Source organism: Nonomuraea sp. NPDC049028 (assembly GCF_043197735.1).
Taxonomy (GTDB): Bacteria; Actinomycetota; Actinomycetes; order Streptosporangiales; family Streptosporangiaceae; genus Nonomuraea.
The window spans coordinates 305994-326082 of the sequence record NZ_JBICTR010000015.1 but is presented as its reverse complement, the minus strand read 5'-3'; the positions used below and the strand labels follow the sequence as shown (position 1 = coordinate 326082).

Here is a 20089-nt window from a genome sequence, read left to right as displayed (position 1 = left end):
CTTCCATGAAAGAAAGTCATGAGCTCCGCTGGGGTGGAGTGGCAGGCGTCGTGGCCATAGTGGTCGCGATCATCGGGCGCCTGGTGATGGGGAACGCGCCGCAGATCACGGAGTCCGCGATGACGATCTCGGGGTATCTGGTCGAGCGCCGGGCCCAGGTTCTGGCGGCGGCACTGCTGTACGCCATCGCGACCGCGCTGTTCCTGTGGTTCGGCGTGGCGCTGGCCACTGCCTTCCGCCGTTCGGACGAGACCAGTGACGCGCCCGCGATGGTGCTCGCGGGGTACATAGTCCTCGCCGCCACCGGATTCATCGGCATATCCGTGTTCGCCGGAATGACCTACGCGGTCACCACGCATCGGCCGCTGCTGGCCATCGCCGCGGGGCCGTATATCTCGCTGACCGTGATGGACGCCATCATGGGAATCGCGCTGGCCGTGCCGTTCGCGGCCTCGGCCGCCGCCATCATGCGCACGCACGTATTTCCGCAGTGGATGGCCTGGTGCGCCATCGTCGTCGCCGTGGTCAGCGTCCTGGGCGCGTTCACGGTCGCGATCACCGGCGGTCCGCTGGCGCCCGGCGGCGCGTTGGTGGCGTTCGTGCCCGGGGTGCTCACCGCGCTGTGGGTGCTGGCGGCGAGCTGGCTGCTCATCCGCGAGCATCTGCCGATCCCGAGCGCCGGGGTAAGGCCGGTGATGGGCCACTAGCCACACGCCGTTAGCCACACGCCACTGGCCACCGCCACCAGCCACCACGCCGGGTGCCTGACCATGCTGGATCCGATCATCGGCATGTTCGGCGCCCGGCGCCCGGCGAGCGGCGATGGGGCTTTGGGCGAGCCCGCTCAGTCTCCGTGCAGGCCGTCGGGGTCGCAGTAGTCGACCTCGTCCGTGGGCCTGAAGTTGGACACGATGATCTCGCGTTTGAACCGGCCGCCCTTTGGTACGTCCTCGGCCGACACCTCGTACGTGAACTGCTGCATCGTACGAAGCCGGGTACCACCGATGATGATCGGGCGCCGGACCAGGTAGATGGCGGCCCACGGACAGCAGTAGTAGCTGCCGTACGGCTTGCCCCCGGCGTCGGTGGCGTAGGTGATGGCCCCACTGGCGAAGGCGGCGTCGATCTCGGCCTGGATGCGCAGGGTGTGGGCCGCGTCGGGGTCGTACTCCCACATCTCCTTGATCGCTTGCCGGGCGCGGGGATCCGCCTGCCACACGCCGCGCTTCTGCGGGTCGGTCAGGCACCAGGGATCGAAACTGCGGGGGTTCACCGGCGGCGTCGCGACGGGAGGCACGGCCCGTCTCGCGTCCACCCCTTTGTAGCCGGCGATGAGCTGCGGCATCGCGGTCAGCTGGCCGAGGTGGTAGTAGATCTCCAGCGCCCGCTGCAGCCGCTGCTCGATCGCCTCGTGCATCCGCGGGTTCGGGTCGGTGTCCAGCAGCCCTTCGGCGTAGTCGGCGGCGGTCGCGGCCTCGGCGACGAGCTGCCTGAGCCGCCGCAGGGCGTCCATGTGCCGGTCGGCGTCGGCGACGGTCTTCTCGAAGACGCCGAGCGCGACCTCGGCGTGCTGGCGGATCGCGCGCGAGGCGGCCAGCATGCCGTGCAGGTGCGGCAGCGGACACGGGTCGGCCTCGGCCCACTCGGGCAGGTCGGCCGGGAGGAGTAATTCCTGCTCCACCAGGTAGCCGGGATTGCCCGCCGCCTGCCGCGCCCGCGATACCCACCCTTCGACCTGCGCGAAGCACGCGCCCACCTGCTGGGCGGTCACCGGCGGCACGAATCCGGAGGTGCGGGGGTCGGCGGCGTAGTCGGCGTCCAGCAGATGCTCGCCGATGGCCTGGAGGACGAACGCGTTCCACACGCACAGCAACTGCCCGGCGGCCCCCTGCGGGCCGTGCCACAGGTTCACCCCCTCCAGGGCCAACCGGCCCCGGAGGCTTTCGGCCTGCTCCAGCTCGGTGTACACGATCCCGCCTGCCCGCCGGTACGCCTCGAGCTCGTCGGCCCGGACCTCTCCCTTCAAGGCAGCGGCCATCCGCGTCATCAATGTCGCCATGCGATCCCCCATCCCCATCCCCGTGCGCCGTCCGTCGTAGCGTAAGTCGGATATGGGGGATGATCCCCGGATAGCAGGAACATTTTGATCACGACTCGGCTCCTGGGACCGACGCGTGCGCGCCGGTCCCAGGAGAGCCGTGCGGGTCAGCTGCCGGGGCCGACGCGCATCATCTGCTCGTTCATGATCAAGAAGGCGCCCAGGCCGTGGAAGTCGTTCACCGGCCGCCCCCGGTTGAAGTAGTAGCTGAGCGAGTCGCTGGCGTTGGTGCCCTCACTGACGTCCACGAGGTTCGTCCGCCCGTCCTGGCCGAGTGAGATCTTGTTCAGCACCCCCTGGTAGCCCCGGTCGGCGTTGGCGCGGTAGGAGGCGTCCACATAGCCGCGCTCGACCGCCTTCGAGATCGTGTACGTGTACATCGCCGAGCAGGACGTCTCGGTCCAGTTGGCGGAGTTCGTCGTCTCGGTGACCACCTGGAACCACCGCCCGGTCGCCGGGTCCTGCCAGCGGGCGTAGGCGGGCACCAGGTCGCGGATAATGTTGATCAACGCGGTCCGGCGCGGGTGGTCGGCCGGGATGAGGTCGAGGATGTCGATCGTGGCCATGCCGAACCAGCCCATGGCCCGGCACCACGAGATCCCGTTCGTGTTGCCCAGGGACGGCTTCACCCATGAGGCGGTCAGGCCGCCGGGCTCGTCATAGGCGTGATACAGCAGCCCGGCCGCCGTGCCCGAGGTGCGTCGCAGATGGCTGTGATAGACCTCGATCTGCTTGGCCGGCTCGGTGCTGGTGAAGGTGTCGCCCGCGACCCAGGCGCCGTAGCGGGCCAGGAACGGATCGGCCATGTAGACGCCGTCGCCCCAGAGCTGGCCCTGCCGCGAGTCGGAGGTGGAGTGCCACCAGCCGCCGTCGGAGGTGCGCGGGTAGGTGTTCAGCCGGGTCCGGATCTTGGTGGCGGCGGTGCGGTAGCGGGCCTGGCCCGTCTCCTTGAACAGGGCCAGCAGAACGTTGCCCGCCTGCATGCTGTCCAGGTTGCTGAAACTGTTGGAGATGTTGCCCGAGCTGTCGACGAAGCGGTCGGCCCAGTCCTTGATGTACTGCAGGTAGCGGGCGTCGCCGGTGCGCTGCCAGACGAGATACTGCCCCCACAGGTATAAGCCCTGCGGGTAGCTCCAGCCGCCCAGCGAGCTGGGGGTGAAGCGGGCCATCGTGGAGTCGATGACGGCCTTGGACCAGTCCGTCCCGCCGCCCGTGGTGCCGTCGTCGACGGTGAGCGAGTCGACGTTCGGGCCGCCGTTCGCGGTGGTCGCGGTGGCCCGTACGGTGTTCGTTCCGGCGACCAACGAGGCCTGTACGGTCACCGTCCGCCAGGTGGTCCACGCTCCGGTGCCCGGGAAGGACAGGCCGGTCGCGATGGTCGTGCCGTTGAGGGAGATGCTCATCGGCCGGTCCACCGTGGTGCCGTTGGCGTACCGCAGGATCAGCCGCACCTGGCGCGCCTGCGGTGAGTCGGTCGCCCATTCGACCGACGAGCCGGTCACGTTGTCGTAGTTGACGAAACCGGTGCCGGTGAACCCGGCATGGTTGGATTCCACGACGCCTTGCGAGATGGTGGCGTTCTCGGCTTCGTGGAGCGTGGCCGCGGCGACGGCCGCGGGCACGGGCTGGATCAGCAGGGCACCGAGGGCCACCACGGCCACCACTCGATGTCGGATTCTGAGGGGCAAGGGACTCTCCTCACGCTGGTGAGCGCCACAGGTAAGACATCCTATGTCTCACCTGTGAGCTTCTGACCTGTGATGTCTCCCGGCTGCGCTGAGTGCGGTGAAATGCCTGGCGCGCCTTCGCGTGCGTCGAGAGACAGATCCAACCTTTCGCCTGGCGCATAGCCAAACATCCCGGCTCTCTCTGTGTCCAGGCGTCAGGACATCCGATCTCTGCTCCGGATGTTCATAAGTGGAGTTAGGAAAGTTTCCTAAAGATTGGATCGTTCCAAGATCTAGAATCTGTTGACGGTTGTGACTATTTGTGGGAACACGATGAAAAGCTCCAATCTCTCGCCGAGATACCACCCCCCGCAGGAGTGATCGAATGAACTTACGCAGGTACCGCGTTCTCGCCGGTGTCCTCGCGCTCTTCGCCGGGGCGCTGACGGTCGTGGCCCCTCCGGCCGCCGCGGCGCCCACCCGATACGAGGCGGAGAGCGCCACGATCTCGCAAGGTGTGGTGGAGTCGAACCACACCGGGTACTCCGGCACCGGCTTCGTCAACGGTGACAACGTCGCCGGATCCTCGGTCGAATGGACCATCAACGCGCCCAGCGCGGGCACCGCCACGCTGGCCTTCCGCTATGCCAACGGCACCAGCGCCAACCGGCCGAGCGACATCGCGGTCAACGGCACCGTCGTCGCCGCGGCGCGGGCGTTCAACGCCACCGCCAACTGGGACACCTGGGCGACGGTCACGCTGACCGCGCCGGTCGTCGCCGGCACCAACACGATCAAGGCCACCGCCAGCGGCGCGGGCGGCAACCCGAACTGGGACTACCTGGAGGCCGAGGTCGCCTCGTCCTCGAACTTCACCGACTACCAGGCCGAGAGCGGCACGATCTCGCAGGGCGTCGTCGAGGCGAACCACGAGGGCTACACCGGCTCCGGTTTCGTGAACTACGACAACGTGGCCGGCTCCTACGTCGAGTTCGCGGTGAGCGCCGCGACCACCGGGCCGCAGACCCTGACGTTCCGCTTCGCCAACGGCACCACCGTGGACCGGCCGATGAGCGTCACGGTCAACGGTACGTCCATCGCGGCCAGCCAGTCCTTCCCCGGCACCGGCGCGTGGACCACGTGGCAGGAGATCAGCCTCAACGCCACGCTGAACGCCGGCGGCAACACGATCAGAGCCACCGGCACCACCGCCAACGGCGGCCCGAACCTCGACCGGCTGCGCGTCAGCGGCCCCGGTGACACCGAGAAGCCGACCGCCCCTGGTCAGCCGGTGTGCAGCGACATCACCTCCAACAGCATCCGGCTGGACTGGCCGACGTCGACCGACAACGTCGGCGTCGTGGCCTACGACATCTTCCACCAGGGCACCCAGATCGCCACCGCGCCCGCGCCGCCGTACACGGTGACGGGGCTGAACGCGGACTTCGCGTACCAGATCTCGGTGTTCGCCCGCGACGCGTCCGGGAATGTGTCGCTGAGCAGCCCGGAGGCGAACTGCCGCACGCTGCCCGCGCCCGCGGACAACCCGCCGTCGCAGCCCGGCCAGCCCACCGTGACCGGCGTGCAGCCCACCTCGGCCACCGTGACCTGGGCCGCCTCGACCGATGACAACGGCGTGCGCGCCTACCTGATCCGGGACCACGCCACCGGCACCGTGCTGCAGACGGTCACCGGCACGCCGCCCGCGACCAGCGCCAGCGTGCCGCTGGAGTGCGCGCACACCTACACGCTCGACGTCGTCGCTCGTGACAGTGCCAACCAGCTGTCCACGCCGAGCGCGGCGTCCGCGTCGTTCACGACCGGCGGCTGCGGCACCGTGCCGCAGACGCCGACCACGATCGCCGGCGGCTGGGACATCCCCTGGGACATCTCCTGGGCGCCCGACGGCTCGTACGCGCTGGTCACCGAGCGGGACTCGTTCAAGGTATTCAAGATCACCCCGTCGGGAACCAAGACGCAGGTCGGCACCGTGCCCAACGTGGTGACCACCGACGGCGAGGGCGGCCTGTTGGGCCTTGACTTCTCGCCCACCTGGAACGGCACGACCGACCAGGAGGTGTTCTTCATGCACACCGCCTCCGAGGGCAACCGGGTCGCGAAGATGAACTTCAACGGCACCACGCTCAGCGGCTACAGCGCGATCCTGCAAGGCATCGACAAGAACCGCTACCACAACGGCGGCCGCATCAGGTTCGGCCCCGACGGCTACCTGTACGTCACCGCGGGCGACGCCCAGCAGAGCAGCAACGCGCAGAACCTCAGCTCGCTCAACGGCAAGATCCTGCGCATCACCAAGACGGGCGCGGCCGCTCCGGGCAACCCGTTCAACACCCGCGTCTACAGCTACGGCCACCGCAACCCGCAGGGCCTGGCGTGGGACTCGGCCGGGCGGCTGTGGGAGTCGGAGCTGGGCAACTCCTCCAGGGACGAGCTCAACCTGATCCAGCCGGGCAAGAACTACGGCTGGCCCACCTGTGAGGGCACCTGCAGCACCTCCGGCATGACCAATCCCAAGTACACGTGGAGTGTCTCGGAGGCCTCGCCCAGCGGCATCGCCATCGTCAACAACACCGTGTTCATGGCGGCGCTGCGCGGCCAGCGGCTGTGGCGGATCGTGCTCAACGGCGAGAACGTCTCGACGGTCAACTCCTACTTCAACGGGACGTACGGCCGGCTCCGCGCGGTGGAGAAGGTGCCGAACGCCAGCGCCATCTGGTTCGGCTCCACCAACTCCGACAACAACGGCAATGGTGACGCCGACGTGATCAGGCGCTCCAACATCCAGTGACGTACGCCCCCTCACCAGGCGGCCGCGCTTCGGCGCGGCCGCCTGCCCCCCGGAGCACACCCCCCACAGCAGCTGGAGAACCTCGCGTGATGGAACCTGACGACAGTGAGAGTAAGCCGACGCGCCGGGTGGTGCTGGGCGGCGCCTTCGGCACTCTGGCCACGGCGGCGCTGAGCGGCGCCACCGCCATCCCCGCTCGTGCCGAGGCGCGGTCGGCGCCCTGGACGCTCGACGTCCGGATGACCTCGGACGCCCAGTGGGCCGCGTTCCTGCGGGAGCAGGACCTGCTGTGGGCCAAGCTGCCCACGCTCTGGCACGAGGGCCCGTTCCTGGGCGACGGTCTGCTCGGCAGCATGATCTACAAGGAGCCGGACGCCAACAAGATCCGCTTCACCACCCAGCACGGGCGGGTCCAGGATCATCGGCCGGAGTTCGGCAGCGGGTTCGGCACCTGCAGGCTGCCCGTGGGCCATCTCACGCTCGACCCCGTCGGCACGATCACCGCCGTCGACTGGCGGCTGAGCCTGTGGGACGCCGAGCTGACCGGCACCGTCACCACCTCGTCGGGGAAGATCACGTTCACCGCGTTCATCCATGACGAGACGTTCGTGGCCAGCGCCTCGGTCACGGGTAGTGAGCAGGTCCGGTGGACCTTCCACCCGGAGGTGGCCGACAGCCCCAGGCAGGCGTCGGAGGACCCGCCGTCCGGCTACACGCACAACCCGGCCTACACGACCAAGACCACCGGCGACGTCAAGCAGGTGCTCCAGGGGCTGGCCGGGGGAGGGCAGACCGCCACCGCCTACCGGCAGAGCGGCAACCTCCTGCTGCTGTCGGTCGCCCACAGCTTCCCGTCCAACACCGCGGCCGAGACGGCCTCGCTCGGCCGGATCCAGAACGCGGGCACCTACGACACGCTGCGGGCGGCGCACCGGACCTGGTGGCACGCCTTCTACCGCAAGAGCTTCGTGTCCTTCCCGGACCAGCGGCTGCAGAGCTTCCACTGGATCCAGCTCTACAAGGTGGCCTCCGCCACCCGCGCCGGCGCGCCGGTGATGGCGACGACCGGCCCGTGGCTGGAGCCCACCCCGTGGCCCGGCGTGTGGTGGAACCTCAACGTGCAGCTGGAGTACTGGCTCATCCACGGCTCCAACCATCTGGAGCTCGACTCGGTCACCAGCACGCTCGACCAGAACCGGGCGCAGCTGACCGCCAACGTGGGCAGCGCGTACCGCAGCGACTCCTCGGGCGTGGGCCGCAGCTCGGACATGTTCGCCACCCGGAGCGTCGGCACGCCCGGCAGCGGCGCCGAGGTCGGCGACCTGACCTGGGCGCTGCACAACGTGTGGCTGTCCTACCGGCACACGATGGACGACGGGCTGCTCAGGGACACGCTGTTCCCGCTGCTGCGCCGGGCGATCAACTACTACCTGCACTTCCTGGCCAGCGGCAGTGACGGCAAGCTGCACCTGCCGAGCACGCTGTCGCCCGAGTACCCGACCGTCCCGCCGCAGGACACCAACTACGACCTGGCCCTCATCAGGTGGGGCTGTCAGACGCTGCTCGACTCGGCGGCCCGCCTGGGCGTCGACGACCCGCTGAAGACCAAGTGGCAGCAGGTGCTCAGCACACTCGTGTCGTACCCGACGGACACGAACGGCTACATGATCGGCGGTAGCACGCCGTACGCGCAGTCCCACCGCCACTACTCCCACCTTCTGATGATTTATCCCCTCTACCTGGTCAACTGGGATCAGACGGGCAACCGCTCGCTGATCGAGAAGTCGATCGTCCGGTGGCACGCCCTGACCGGTGCGCACCGGGGCTACAGCTACACCGGCGCCGCCTCCATGTACGCCATGATGCGGCGGGGCGACACGGCGCTGTCGTACCTGCTGAAGTTCTTCGACCCCTCGACGTCCTACCCGTGCCGGGCCAACACCCACTACACCGAGGCCGGACCGGTCATCGAGACGCCGCTGTCGGCCTCGCAGTCGATCCACGACCTGCTCTGCCAGAGCTGGGGCGGCGTCGTCCGCGTCTTCCCCGCGATCCCGGGCTCGTGGCCCGACGTCACGCTGCACGACTTCCGTACGCAGGGCGCCTTCCTCGTCTCCGCCGTACGGCAGGCAGGTACGACCCGCTTCGTCCGGGTCAGGAGCCTGGCGGGTGAGCCGCTCAAGCTCGACCACGGCCTGACCGGCACGGTCACCGCGGTGCTCGACGACGGCACTCCCGCCACGGTCTCGGACCTGGGCGGCGGCGTCCTGGGCATCACCCTGCCCAAGAACCGTGAGGTGCTCGTCTACGCGGGCGCGGTCCCGGACCTGGTCATCGCGCCGGTGCCGATCGCCACGCCGGGCGCCGCCTGGGGCCTGCCGGGCGCGAGCACCCCGCCGCCGCCGGGCCGCTACGAGGCGGAGGACGCGACGATCTCGCAGGGCATCTTCGAGAACTCCCACACCGGTTACAGCGGCACGGGCTACGTCAACGGCGACAACGCGGCGGGCGCCTTCATCGAGTGGGCCTTCGAGGCGGCAGCGGCCGGCACGGCGACGATCAAGTTCCGGTACGCCAACGGCACCACCACCAACCGGCCGTCGGCGATAGCCGTCAACGGCACGACGGTTTTCGCCACTCGTGACTACGCGAGCACCGGTACGTGGGACACCTGGGCCACCGACACCTTCACCGTGCCGGTCAACGCCGGGGCCAACACACTGCGGGCCATCGCGACCACGGCCAACGGCAACCCGAACATCGACTACATCGACGTGGCGACCGCCTCCGGGGGCGGCGGCACCGACTACCAGGCCGAGGACGCCACGATCTCCCAGGGCGTCGTGGAGTCCAACCACACCGGCTTCACCGGCACCGGCTTCGTCAACCTCGACAACGTCACCGGTTCGTACGTCGAGTTCGCCGTCACCGCCGCGGCCGCGGGGCCCGCCACGCTGACGATCCGCTACGCCAACGGCACCACGGTCAACCGGCCGATGGCCATCGCGGTCAACGGCGGCACAGCCGTGAACCGCGACTTCGCCGGCACCGGGAACTGGGACACCTGGCAGACCGCCACGCTCACCGTCCAGCTCACGGCGGGGGCCAACACGATCAGGACGACCGCCACGACGGCCAACGGGGGCCCCAACCTCGACAAGATCACAATCGGATAGGAAGCCATGGACATCACCCGACGCCAGCTGGGGACCCTCGTAGGCGCCGCGCTCCTCACCCCGTACCTGCCCGCCCGCCCGGCCGCGGCGGCGGTCGCCTGGCAGCTCATGTGGGCGCCGGAGGCGTCGTCGGTCGGGCTCGGCGCGTTCGAGACGATCGAGGACGACCGCGCCGACTCCCACCCCGCCGGCCAGCCGCACATCTTCGCCGAAGGCAACAACTTCCGCTTCAACATGCACACGGTCGACCGCGACACGATGACCGACCGGCAGCGGCAGGAGGTGACCGGCACCCGCAACCCCAGCGGCTACCTGCAGTGGCTGAAGGGCGAGACATGGCGGGTCACGTACTCGATGTTCATCCCGAGCTCGCTGAAGGCGACCACGACCTTCACCCACATCAGCCAGACGAAGATGCCAGGCACCGGAACGCTGCCCATCACGACCACCTCGCTGCGCCGGGTGAACGGCGTGCAGACCATCGAGCACACGATCTACGAGCAGGGCATCCTGGTCGGCCGGACCAACCTGGAGCCGCTGCAGGACAAGTGGATCGACGCCGAGTACGAGATCAAGATCGGCGACGGCAGCGCGGGCTCGGTCCGCTGGGTGCTGCGCGACGGGAGCACCACGCTGGTCGACGCCACCAAGACCGGCGACACGTTCCTGGGCGACCGGGTCCGCCCCAAGTGGGGCATCTACCGCTCGCTCGGCGACACCTCGGGCTCGCTGCAGAACTGCTACATGCTGCTCACCAACATGCGGGCCTACAAGCAGGTCCAGGTCACCGCGACCCGCCTGGAGGCGGAGAACGCGACGATCTCGCAGGGCGTGGTCGAGTCCAACCACGCCGGCTACTCCGGCACCGGCTTCGTCAACTCCGACAACGTGGCGGGCGCGTACACCGAGTGGGGATTCCAGCAGGGCACCGCGGGCCCCGCGACCCTCACCATCCGGTACGCCAACGGCACCTCCGCGAACCGGCCCATGGACGTCACGGTCAACGGCACCGTCGTCGCCTCGGGCCTGAGCTTCGCGGGCACCGGCGCCTGGACCACGTGGGCGAGCAAGACCGTCAACGCCAACCTGGTCGCCGGCGCGAACACGGTCAGGCTCACCGCCACCACCGCCAACGGCTGCCCGAACCTCGACTACCTCGACATCACCGGACCCTAGGAGCACGCATATGTCCCGTGTGTCGCGTACGGCGGTCTTCGCCGTACTCGCCCTCCTGCTCGGCCTGCTCACCGCACTGCCCGCCCGGGCCGACCTGCAACACCCGCGCCAGGCGTTCCTGCGCAACTCGATCGCCGGCCTCTTCCTGCACTGGGGCGAGCGCACCTCGCCGCAGCACACCAGCTGCAGCGGCTGGGAAGCCGACGTGACCAACGGCGGCTGGAGCGCCTCCTACTGGGTAAACGAGGCCAAGAAGCTGCACGCCCAGTACATCGTCCTGGCCACCTTCCACAGCAGGCTCGGCTACGCCCGGCCGTACCCGTCGTCGATCCCGGGCTCGTGCCGCACCACGCGGGACTTCCTGGGCGAGCTGATCGACGCCGCCGACGCGCAGGGGCTGAAGGTCATCAACTACATGACCGACGACCCGCAGTGGCACAACGAGGGGCTCAGCTCCGGCGACTGGCTCAACTCCTCGGCCTTCTCCAGCTACGTCGGCCACAACGTGGACCTGACCACCCGTGACGGGTTCGGGGAGTTCAGCTACCTGCAGTTCTTCGAGCAGATGCAGCGCTATCCGAAGCTGGCCGGGTTCTGGATCGACAACGACAACGCCTACTGGGAGAGCAACAACCTCTACGCCAAGATCTACCAGCAGCGCCCGGACATGACGATCTCGAACAACAACGAAGACACGCCGATCATGGACATGATCAGCAACGAGCAGAAGACCGGCATGTCGCCCTCCTACGACTACCCGCAGGCGGTCTACACGGCGCTGCCGAGGCTGATCGAGGCCGACTTCAAGCTGCCGACCGGCGGCCCCTGGTGGTACGGCGGGTCGGACGAGGCGGTGGACCGCAAGCTCACGCTGGGCCGGCTCATCACCAACGCCGGATCGTCGGTGAAGGCGCTGATGGCCGAGACAGCGATGGTCAACGGCAAGTTCCCCGCCCAGCAGGTGAGCTTCAACAACTTCGCCAACACCTACCTGGAGGATATCTGGGAGTCGCTCGGCGGCACCGAGGGCGGCGGCTACATGTTCGGCGGGCTCAAACCGGGCTTCTGGAACAACGGCGCCCACGGCGTGACCACGATCTCCAAGACCGATCCCAACCGGCACTACATCCACGTCATCACGCCGCCGTCCGGCAGCACGCTGTCCGTGCGTGACAACGGCTACCGGATCAGCTCGGTGACGAACCTGCGTACCGGCTCGCCGGTGACGTTCACGCAGGCCAACGGGACGCTGACGCTGAGCGGCATCTCCTCCTGGGACCAGTACGACACGGTCTTCAAGGTGATCTCCAGCGGCCGTGAGGGCATCTACAGCGGCGTCTCGCTCTCGGCGAGCTCCTCCACCAGCGGGCACGGCGCCTCGGCCGCGGGTGACGGCGACTACCTCACCTACTGGGACAGCAACGCCGCCGAGCCCGCTTCCCTGACGTTCGACCTGGGCTCGGCCAAGCGGATCCAATACCTGGCGTTCAACCAGCGGGAGGACTCGACCGTCTATCCGTCGTCCGGGTCGGCCCGCATCTCCGGCTACCAGGTGCACGTCAGCAACGACGGGTCGAGCTGGGGGAGCGCGGTCAAGACCGGCACCGTGCCGAACGCGCGCGGCGTGCAGTTCATCGACCTGACCGCCACCACCGCCCGCTACGTCCGGCTCACCAAGACCGGCCACCACGGCGTCTCCCGCTGGCGGGTGGACGAGGCGTGGGTCGGCGGCCAGTACGCGGCCGGCGGCGGCACGACACCTCCGCCGGGCCGGTACGAGGCGGAGGACGCGACGATCTCGCAGGGGATCTTCGAGAACTCCCACACCGGTTACAGCGGCACGGGCTACGTCAACGGCGACAACGCCGCCGGGTCCTACCTGCAGTGGTCCATCACCGCAGCTGCCGCCGGCACCGCGACGATCAAGTTCCGGTACGCCAACGGCACCACCACCAACCGGCCGTCGGCGATCGCCGTCAACGGCACGACGGTCTTCGCCACTCGTGACTACGCGAGCACCGGCACGTGGGACACCTGGGCCACCGACACCTTCACGGTCCCGGTCAACGCCGGGACCAACACGATCCGCGCCACCGCCACCACGGCCAACGGCAACCCCAACATCGACTACATCGACGTGGACGTGACACCGGGCGGCGGCGGAACCACCACCGACTACCAGGCCGAGGACGCCACGATCTCCCAGGGTGTGGCGGAGTCCAACCACACCGGCTTCACCGGGACCGGGTTCGTCAACTACGACAACCTCGTCGGCTCCTACGTCGAGTTCACGGCGAACGCCGAGTCGGCAGGGAACGCCACGCTGACGCTGAGGTTCGCCAACGGCACCGCGGCCAACCGGCCGATGGACGTCACGGTCAACGGCACCCTCGTCTCCGACGAGCTCGCCTTCGACCCGACGGCGAACTGGGACACCTGGACGACCAAGTCGATCACGGTCCCGCTGAACGCGGGCGCCAACACCATCCGCGCCACCGCCACCACGGCCGGCGGCGGTCCGAACCTCGATCGCGTCACGATCGGTTGAACCCCGGCCGCCGTGCGGGCGCGGACGCTTCGCACGGCGGCCGGCACCAACGGCGGCCATGGCCAAGAAGGCGCACGTAGCGGCGGCGCGCCGGCTCCACCGGAGGAGCGTTCCCCTGGACAGTCCCCGGCCCCGTACGGCGCTTGGCGCCCACCGGGCCGGCCGTACGAGCAAAGGAGAGATCCCGTGAGAGGGAGAGGGATAGTCACGGCGGTGGCGGTGCTCTTAGCGGGCTTGTTCGCAGGCCTTCAGCCCGCGGCCGCGTCCGACAACGGCCTGTCGATCAGGCCCGCCATGGGATGGAGCAGCTGGAGCTTCGTGCGACGCTGGCCCGACGAGACCAAGATGAAGGCCCAGGCCGACGCGCTGGTCAGCAGCGGCCTGGCCGCGCACGGCTACGTCTACGTCAACCTCGACGACTTCTACCAGAAGTGCGACTCCAACGGCTTCCAGGTCGACGGCTTCGGGCGGTGGGCCGTCGACACCGCCAAGTTCCCCAGCGGGATCAAGGCGCTGGCCGACTACGTGCACGCCAAGGGGCTGAAGTTCGGCTTCTACGTCACGCCCGGCATCGCCAAGAACGCCGTCACCGCCAACAAGCCCGTCGAGGGCACCTCGTACCACGCGCAGGACATCGCCGACACCTCCCAGACGCACAAGAACTACAACTGCAAGAACATGTACCGGCTGAACTACTCCCACCCCGGCGCGCAGCTGTTCATCAACTCCTGGGCGAACCAGATGGCCTCCTGGGGCGTCGACTACCTGAAGATCGACGGCGTGGACGCGACGACGGTCGCCGACGTCGAAGCCTGGGACAAGGCGCTGCGCCAAACCGGCCGGCCGATCAACTTCGCGCTGTCCAACAACCTGCCCATCGCCCAGGCCACCACCTGGAAGCGGCTGGCCAACAGCTGGCGTACCCAGGGCGACGTCGAGTGCTACTGCGGTCCCGGCGCCAACGGGAGCGGGTTCCCCCTCACCGACTGGTCGCACGTGTCCAGCCGGTTCACCTCGGCCGCCAGCTGGCAGCAGTACGCCGGTCCCGGCGGCTGGAACGACTACGACTCCCTGGAGGTCGGCAACGGCGACCAGGTCGGTCTCACCGCCGACCAGCGGCGTACGCACATGACGCACTGGGCCATGATCTCCAGCCCGCTGCTGCTCGGCACCGACCTGACCGCGCTCACCTCGACCGACCTGGCCATGCTGACCAACGACCGGCTCATCGCCGTCGACCAGGACGGCGTCGCGGCCGGCCGGGTTGTGAACAGTGGTGTCAACCAGGTCTGGCGTAAACGGGAATCGAACGGCGACTACATCGTGGCGCTCTACAACACCGGTACGTCCGGCAACTCCACGGTCAGCGTCACCTGGTCGCAAGTGGGCTTCACCGGCCCGGCCGAGGTCACGAACCTGTGGTCCGGCGGCTCAGAGGGCACCGTCGCCTCCTCCTACAGCGCCACCCTGCGCCCCGGCGAGACCCGTCTCATCCGCGCCCGGCCCACCGCCGTGACCCCCCACTACGAGGCGGAGAACGCGACGATCTCGCAGGGCGTCGTCGAGTCCAACCACGCGGGCTACTCCGGCACCGGCTTCGTCAACTACGACAACGTCGTCGGCTCGTACGTCGAGTACACCGTCAACGCCACCGCGGCCGGCAACGCCAACGTCACCCTCAGGTACGCCAACGGCACGACGGTCAACCGCCCGATGACCATCACCGCCAACGGCACCACGCTGACCCGCGACTTCCCCAGCACCGGTGACTGGGACACCTGGGCGACGGCCACGTTCACGCTGCCGCTGACCGCCGGGGCCAACACCATCCGCGCGACGGCCACCACCGCGAACGGCGGCCCGAACGCGGACTACATCGACGTCTCGGCCGCCACCCCGACCGGCACCGAGTACCAGGCGGAGAGCGCGACGATCTCGCAGGGCGTGGCCGAGTCCAACCACACCGGCTTCACCGGGACCGGCTTCGTCAACTACGACAACCTCGTGGGCTCCTACGTCGAGTTCGCCGTCAACGCCGCCGCCGCGGGCGCCACGCCCCTGACGATCCGGTACGCCAACGGGACGGCGGTGGACCGGCCGATGGAGGTCGCGGTGAACGGTACGGCGGTGACCACCCGGTCCTTCCCCGCCACCACGAACTGGGACACCTGGGCCGACGGCACGGTCACGGTAGACCTCCAGGCGGGGGCCAACACGATCCGCCTCACGGCCACGACCGCGGGCGGCGGCCCCAACCTGGACCGGGTCACGCTGGGCTGACACCCCGACCGCGGGCGGCGGCCCCCGGCCTGGATCACGTCATGCTCGGCTGACCCGACCACGGGCGCACGCACACCGGCCTGGCGGTGTGCGTGCGCCCTACCCCCTGCGCCCCGCTTGCGTGCGCTACGCCCCCTGGCGGGTGCTTTATGTGGCCTTCGACCAGATGGCGAGGCCCAGGCACATCTCGTCGCTGGTCCCCTCGCCCCAGACCACGTAACGCGGCTGCAGCTTGCGCAACTGCGGCAGCCGCGCGCGCAGCCCGGCGTCATGCGTGCAGGTCACCCGCAGCATGTCGCCCTTCTTGAGCGTGACCGGCTTGGCCAGCACACGAAGCGCCTGGTCGTCGAAGTCGTAGTTCGGGACGTTCAGCAGCGTTTGCGCCTTGGGCGTGCCGGGGTTGAGCTCGACCTTGATGGAGCGCCCGAGCAGGTGCATGTGCCCGGCCATCGCGTGCAGCGTGATGGGCCCCGGGACAGGCCGGTCGCAGTGCTGCGTCGGCCCCGGCTTGAGCGGCCCGCACATCTTGGCCAGCTGGTCGGCCTGCTCCTCGGACCCCGGCCCGAACCTGCGCGCCACGTCCTTGACGGCGGCGGCCCGGTCGCACAGCGCGCCGGACTCCTGCGGCGTGCATGGCAGCTCCACCGGCCCCGGGAGCAGCGCGGTCTCCAACGGCTCCAGGGTCTTGTCGGTGAGCCGCAGCCGGATGCCCGACTTGTCGGACCCGGGGGTGCCTTCCACGTTCAGCGTGTTGTAGTGGATCTGCATGATGAGCTTGCTGCCGGGCGGCAACGCGTAGCCGTAGCGCGAGTCGAGCAGCGTCTCGTTGGTGCCCGGCGCCCAGTGCGCCACCCACGAGGCGTCGTCCACGCCGGCGTCACCGAAGCACGTCCACCCCTGACCAGGGGTGCTGTCGTCGAGCGTCTTCGCCTTGGCGGCCTGCCGGGGGTCTACCCGGAAGAAGATCGCGTGGTGCACGATGTCGGCGTTCTGCGGCTGGAACTGGGCTCCGGTCAGGAACGCCTGTTTCGTCAGCTTGGGGTCGATGACGAAGCACCGGTAGTCGTCGGTGCCGCCGTTGGGGGCGTGCGGCGTGTAGGGCTCCGCCATCGTCAGGGACTCGAACCGCTCGCCGTCGCGTAAGGGGGCGGCCACCGGCGCGACCTTGGCCCCATGTCCCCCGGCGTGGCTCGGGTGGGCCGCCGGGGTGGCCGTGGTGGCCGTCCCGCACGAGGCGAGCAGGGCGACCACGGCGCACGAGGCGGCGATACGGGCTAGTCGAATCATGCTTCCACGGTCCCGCGTGACCCGGCGGGGGACATCCTTCCCGAGGACGTTCCGTGTCCTTCCTTGGAATGACGACCGGGGTCCGCCTCCCGAATACGCGGGACTGCGACGTTAGTCGCAGATCGCCGGCTCGTCAGCGGTAGATCACCGGCATGCGAGCCGCGGATCACCGGCTTGTCAGCTGTAGATCACCGGCTTGTCAGCTGTAGATCACTGACAGGAAGCGCACCAGCACCGCCTCCCGCCGGGGCGCGGGCAGCGCGTCCAGGACCGCGTTGACCAGCGCCATCTCCGGCTGCCCCGCGCCGGGCCGCAGGTCCACGCCGACCGCCGCGGCCAGCTCCGCGAAGGCCGCGTCGTCCAGTGCCTCCAGGTCGAGGTCCACGACCAGGTCGATCAGCCCGTCGGGGAGTACGGCCGGGCCGCGCGTCCGGGCGGCCGCCGCCGACTCGCCGATGACCTTCAGCAGCGCCTCGATCCCCGAGAGCGTCACCCCGGTGACCGTGATGTGCAGGTTGGCCGGGATGCCCGCGTACGACAGCTGCGGCTGGAGGTACCAGCCGCGCCGCCGCGCCTCGTCGGCCAGGACGAACACGTCGAGCTCCGACGAGGTGAACGCCACCAGCGAGCTCTCCGGATCGCCCAGCACCCGCAGCCCCGGGATCGCCGCGATGCCCGCGCGTAATCTGGCCGTCGCCTCCAGCGTGGTCCGGCCCAGAGCCAGGTAACCGTCGCGGCCCAGAGCCTGGAGCGTGGCCCACGCCCCGCCGAGCGACCCCGCCGACCTGGAGCTCTGCACGGTGGCGTTGATGACGGTGTAGCCGGGCCAGGCGGCCGAGGCGAAGTACGCCTTTCGGCGCGTCGCCGGGTCGGCGAACAGCACGACCGAGGCGCCCTTCGGGGCGTACCCGAACTTGTGCAGGTCACAGGAGAGCGAGGTGACCCCCGGCACCGACAGGTCGAACGGCGAGATCGCCGCGCCGGCCGCCCGCAGCCACGGCAGTAACCACCCGCCCACGCACGCGTCCACATGGCAGCCGACGCCCGCGGCGGCGGCCACGGCCGCGATCTCCTCGACCGGGTCGATCACGCCCTGGGGGTACGACGGCGCCGAGGCCACGACCAGGACGGTGCCGTCGTCCATCGCCGCCGCCACGGCCCGCGCGCCGGCCTTGAACGTGACCGGATCGACCGGCACCGGCCTGACCTCGAGCCCGAGGTAGTGCGCCGCCTTGTGGAAGGCCGGATGGGCGGTGACGGGGAGCACCAGGTTGGGCCGGTCGCGCCGGGCCGTGTCGCGGGCGGCCTTCACCGCCAGCATGATCGACTCGGTGCCGCCGCTGGTGAAGATGCCGTGGCCGCCGCCCAGCAGGTCGGCGACGGCGCCGACGACCTGCCTCTCCATCTCCACCACGCTGGGGAAGGCCGTCGGGTCGAGGCAGTTGACCTCCAGCATCTCCGCGTAGGCGCGGGCCGCCGCCTCGTGAACGCCGTCCCGGCCGCTGTCGTAGACATAGGCGGTCACCTGGCCGCCCCTGACCGGCAGATCGTGCTCCTTGAGCCGGGCCACCTCGGCCAGCAGCTCGTCGGCGGTCCTCCCGGTGTCGGGCAGGTTCACACGCTCTCCTCGCATCATGGCGCCGCCGTGGTCACGGGGTTTCGCCGGGCAGTCCGAGCATGCGGTGCACGGTCAGGTGCAGGTGGGCGCGGAAGCGGCGCAGCGCCACCGTGTCGCTCCCGCCCCTGCGGTGGCCCTCCTCGTCCAGCACGCCGCCCTTGGCGAACCCGTGCACGCACCAGATCACCGACCACATGGCGTACTCCAGGTCGACCGCGTTGTCGATCACCCCGGCCGCGACCGAGGGACGCAGGGCGTCGGTCACCATGACCACCAGCGGCTGGACGTAGTGGCGTTCGAGCTCGGTGAGGTCGCTGGCGTCGGAGAGCCAGCGGTGCATCCACAGCGCCGGCACCTCGGGATGGACCACGCAGAAGTCCAGGTAGTCGTCGATCAATCGGTGAATCCCGGTGACCGGGTCATCGCCGCCCAGGCGGCCCAGCGCCCCCTCCAGGGCGGCGCGCTCGGCTTGGTGGGCGCGCTCCATCACGGCGAGGTAGAGCTCCCGCTTGCCGCCGACGTGGTAGTTGACGGTGGCGATGTTCAGGCCCGCCGCGTCGGCGATCTGCCTGGTGGAGGTGCCGTCGAAGCCGAGTGCCGCGAAGAGCTGCGTCGCGACTTTCATGATCACGGTGACCTGGTCACTGTCTCTCATGGAACGAAACTAATTCGGCTTCCGCTACTCCGTCAATCACTTGATGGAGTCACTTTAGGTGCCATCTCAATTACTTTTCGTGACATTCCTTTGGGGTGGCTGTTACTGGTAATCCATGACCATCTTCTCAGGGCGGTTCGTGGTCCCCTTCCTCGCGACACTCCTGCTCGTTCCGCCGGCCGGCGCCGCCGCGACCGCGCGCGCGATGCCCGTCCCGATCTCGGTGGGCGAAGCCCGTACGGCGCTCGACGGCCTGACCGTCGGCGAGAGGGGCACACTCCACGGCTACAGCCACACCCGCTTCATGCCCGAATGGGCCCCGCAGCGGGGCGCGTGCGACACCCGAGAGATCGTCCTGAACCGTGACGGACAGGCCGTCCGGCGCGACGCGTCCTGCCGTGTCCTGGCCGGCACCTGGTACAGCCGCTACGACGGCAAGCTGCTCACCAGCGAGGCGAACATCGACGTCGACCACCTCGTCCCCCTGGCCAACGCCTGGCGTTCGGGCGCCGACACCTGGACCGACGCCCAGCGCCACGCCTTCGCCAACGACCTGATCCGCCCCGAACTGGTCACCGTCAGCGCCACCGCCAACATCGACAAGGGCGGCAGCACGCCGATCACCTGGCGGCCGCCGGTCATCGGCTATTGGTGCACGTACGCCCGGTCGTGGATCACCGTCAAGCGGCACTACGCGCTGCGGATCACGAAGGCGGAGAAGGCCGCGCTGCATGAGATGCTCAACACCTGCTCGTCCTGATCACCGAGATAGGGC

12 protein-coding genes are annotated in these 20089 nt (G+C 69.2%); 7 read left to right on the top strand and 5 right to left on the bottom strand.

Annotated elements, in window-relative coordinates:
- The first annotated feature begins 5 nt into the window (after positions 1–5).
- The gene (locus ACGFJ2_RS49010; protein WP_357953315.1) at positions 6–707 is read left to right on the top strand and encodes a hypothetical protein; all 702 of its coding nucleotides are present in this window, start codon (positions 6–8) and stop codon (positions 705–707) included.
- Positions 708–844: 137 nt separating this feature from the next.
- Here the strand turns inward: ACGFJ2_RS49010 and ACGFJ2_RS49005 are convergent, their stop codons facing one another.
- Together ACGFJ2_RS49005 and ACGFJ2_RS49000 are read right to left on the bottom strand one after the other, a co-directional pair.
- Positions 845–2059 carry a hypothetical protein gene (locus ACGFJ2_RS49005; protein WP_358182447.1) on the bottom strand — a complete coding sequence of 405 codons (1215 nt, stop codon included), beginning with the start codon at positions 2057–2059 and terminating at the stop codon, positions 845–847.
- A 146-nt stretch (positions 2060–2205) separates the two neighbouring features.
- Complete coding sequence (locus ACGFJ2_RS49000; RefSeq protein ID WP_393480360.1) at positions 2206–3786, bottom strand: glycoside hydrolase family 88 protein; 1581 nt, start codon at positions 3784–3786, stop codon at positions 2206–2208.
- A gap of 364 nt (positions 3787–4150) precedes the next feature.
- Between ACGFJ2_RS49000 and ACGFJ2_RS48995 the strand changes: the two genes are divergently transcribed.
- The 5 genes from ACGFJ2_RS48995 to ACGFJ2_RS48975 all read left to right on the top strand — a co-directional run bounded on the left by ACGFJ2_RS48995 (position 4151) and on the right by ACGFJ2_RS48975 (position 15754).
- Positions 4151–6574, top strand: coding sequence for a PQQ-dependent sugar dehydrogenase (locus ACGFJ2_RS48995; protein WP_357953309.1), 2424 nt, complete (start codon positions 4151–4153; stop codon positions 6572–6574).
- 89 nt (positions 6575–6663) lie between these two features.
- Positions 6664–9750 carry a carbohydrate-binding protein gene (locus ACGFJ2_RS48990; protein WP_393480357.1) on the top strand — a complete coding sequence of 1029 codons (3087 nt, stop codon included), beginning with the start codon at positions 6664–6666 and terminating at the stop codon, positions 9748–9750.
- A gap of 6 nt (positions 9751–9756) precedes the next feature.
- Positions 9757–10926: a carbohydrate-binding protein gene (locus tag ACGFJ2_RS48985; RefSeq protein ID WP_393480354.1), complete on the top strand. Its 1170-nt coding sequence runs from the start codon at positions 9757–9759 to the stop codon at positions 10924–10926.
- A 10-nt stretch (positions 10927–10936) separates the two neighbouring features.
- Positions 10937–13474: a carbohydrate-binding protein gene (locus tag ACGFJ2_RS48980; RefSeq protein WP_357953305.1), complete on the top strand. Its 2538-nt coding sequence runs from the start codon at positions 10937–10939 to the stop codon at positions 13472–13474.
- 186 nt (positions 13475–13660) lie between these two features.
- Positions 13661–15754 carry a carbohydrate-binding protein gene (locus ACGFJ2_RS48975; protein ID WP_393480351.1) on the top strand — a complete coding sequence of 698 codons (2094 nt, stop codon included), beginning with the start codon at positions 13661–13663 and terminating at the stop codon, positions 15752–15754.
- A gap of 147 nt (positions 15755–15901) precedes the next feature.
- On the opposite strand, the gene ACGFJ2_RS48970 is transcribed toward ACGFJ2_RS48975, so the two are convergent.
- From ACGFJ2_RS48970 to ACGFJ2_RS48960, 3 genes are all read right to left on the bottom strand, one after another.
- The gene (locus ACGFJ2_RS48970) at positions 15902–17041 is read right to left on the bottom strand and encodes a monooxygenase (protein WP_393480348.1); all 1140 of its coding nucleotides are present in this window, start codon (positions 17039–17041) and stop codon (positions 15902–15904) included.
- A 199-nt stretch (positions 17042–17240) separates the two neighbouring features.
- Entirely contained in the window at positions 17241–18659 is a 1419-nt protein-coding gene (locus ACGFJ2_RS48965) for a pyridoxal phosphate-dependent decarboxylase family protein (protein ID WP_393480345.1), read from the bottom strand.
- Positions 18660–18690: 31 nt separating this feature from the next.
- Positions 18691–19314 carry a TetR/AcrR family transcriptional regulator gene (locus ACGFJ2_RS48960; protein ID WP_357953297.1) on the bottom strand — a complete coding sequence of 208 codons (624 nt, stop codon included), beginning with the start codon at positions 19312–19314 and terminating at the stop codon, positions 18691–18693.
- A 115-nt stretch (positions 19315–19429) separates the two neighbouring features.
- On the opposite strand from ACGFJ2_RS48960, the gene ACGFJ2_RS48955 reads away from it, so the two are divergent.
- A complete protein-coding gene (locus ACGFJ2_RS48955; protein WP_393480342.1) occupies positions 19430–20074 on the top strand; it encodes an HNH endonuclease family protein in 645 nt (214 codons plus the stop codon).
- Positions 20075–20089 lie beyond the last annotated feature (15 nt).

Coding starts and splice junctions, on each gene's coding strand:
- ACGFJ2_RS48995 (WP_357953309.1), top strand. CDS start 4,151: ATGAACTTACGCAGGTACCGCGTTCTCGCCGGTGTCCTCGCGCTCTTC.
- ACGFJ2_RS48960 (WP_357953297.1), bottom strand. CDS start 19,314: ATGAGAGACAGTGACCAGGTCACCGTGATCATGAAAGTCGCGACGCAG.
- ACGFJ2_RS49005 (WP_358182447.1), bottom strand. CDS start 2,059: ATGGCGACATTGATGACGCGGATGGCCGCTGCCTTGAAGGGAGAGGTC.
- ACGFJ2_RS48970 (WP_393480348.1), bottom strand. CDS start 17,041: ATGATTCGACTAGCCCGTATCGCCGCCTCGTGCGCCGTGGTCGCCCTG.
- ACGFJ2_RS48985 (WP_393480354.1), top strand. CDS start 9,757: ATGGACATCACCCGACGCCAGCTGGGGACCCTCGTAGGCGCCGCGCTC.
- ACGFJ2_RS48955 (WP_393480342.1), top strand. CDS start 19,430: ATGACCATCTTCTCAGGGCGGTTCGTGGTCCCCTTCCTCGCGACACTC.
- ACGFJ2_RS49010 (WP_357953315.1), top strand. CDS start 6: ATGAAAGAAAGTCATGAGCTCCGCTGGGGTGGAGTGGCAGGCGTCGTG.
- ACGFJ2_RS48990 (WP_393480357.1), top strand. CDS start 6,664: ATGGAACCTGACGACAGTGAGAGTAAGCCGACGCGCCGGGTGGTGCTG.
- ACGFJ2_RS48980 (WP_357953305.1), top strand. CDS start 10,937: ATGTCCCGTGTGTCGCGTACGGCGGTCTTCGCCGTACTCGCCCTCCTG.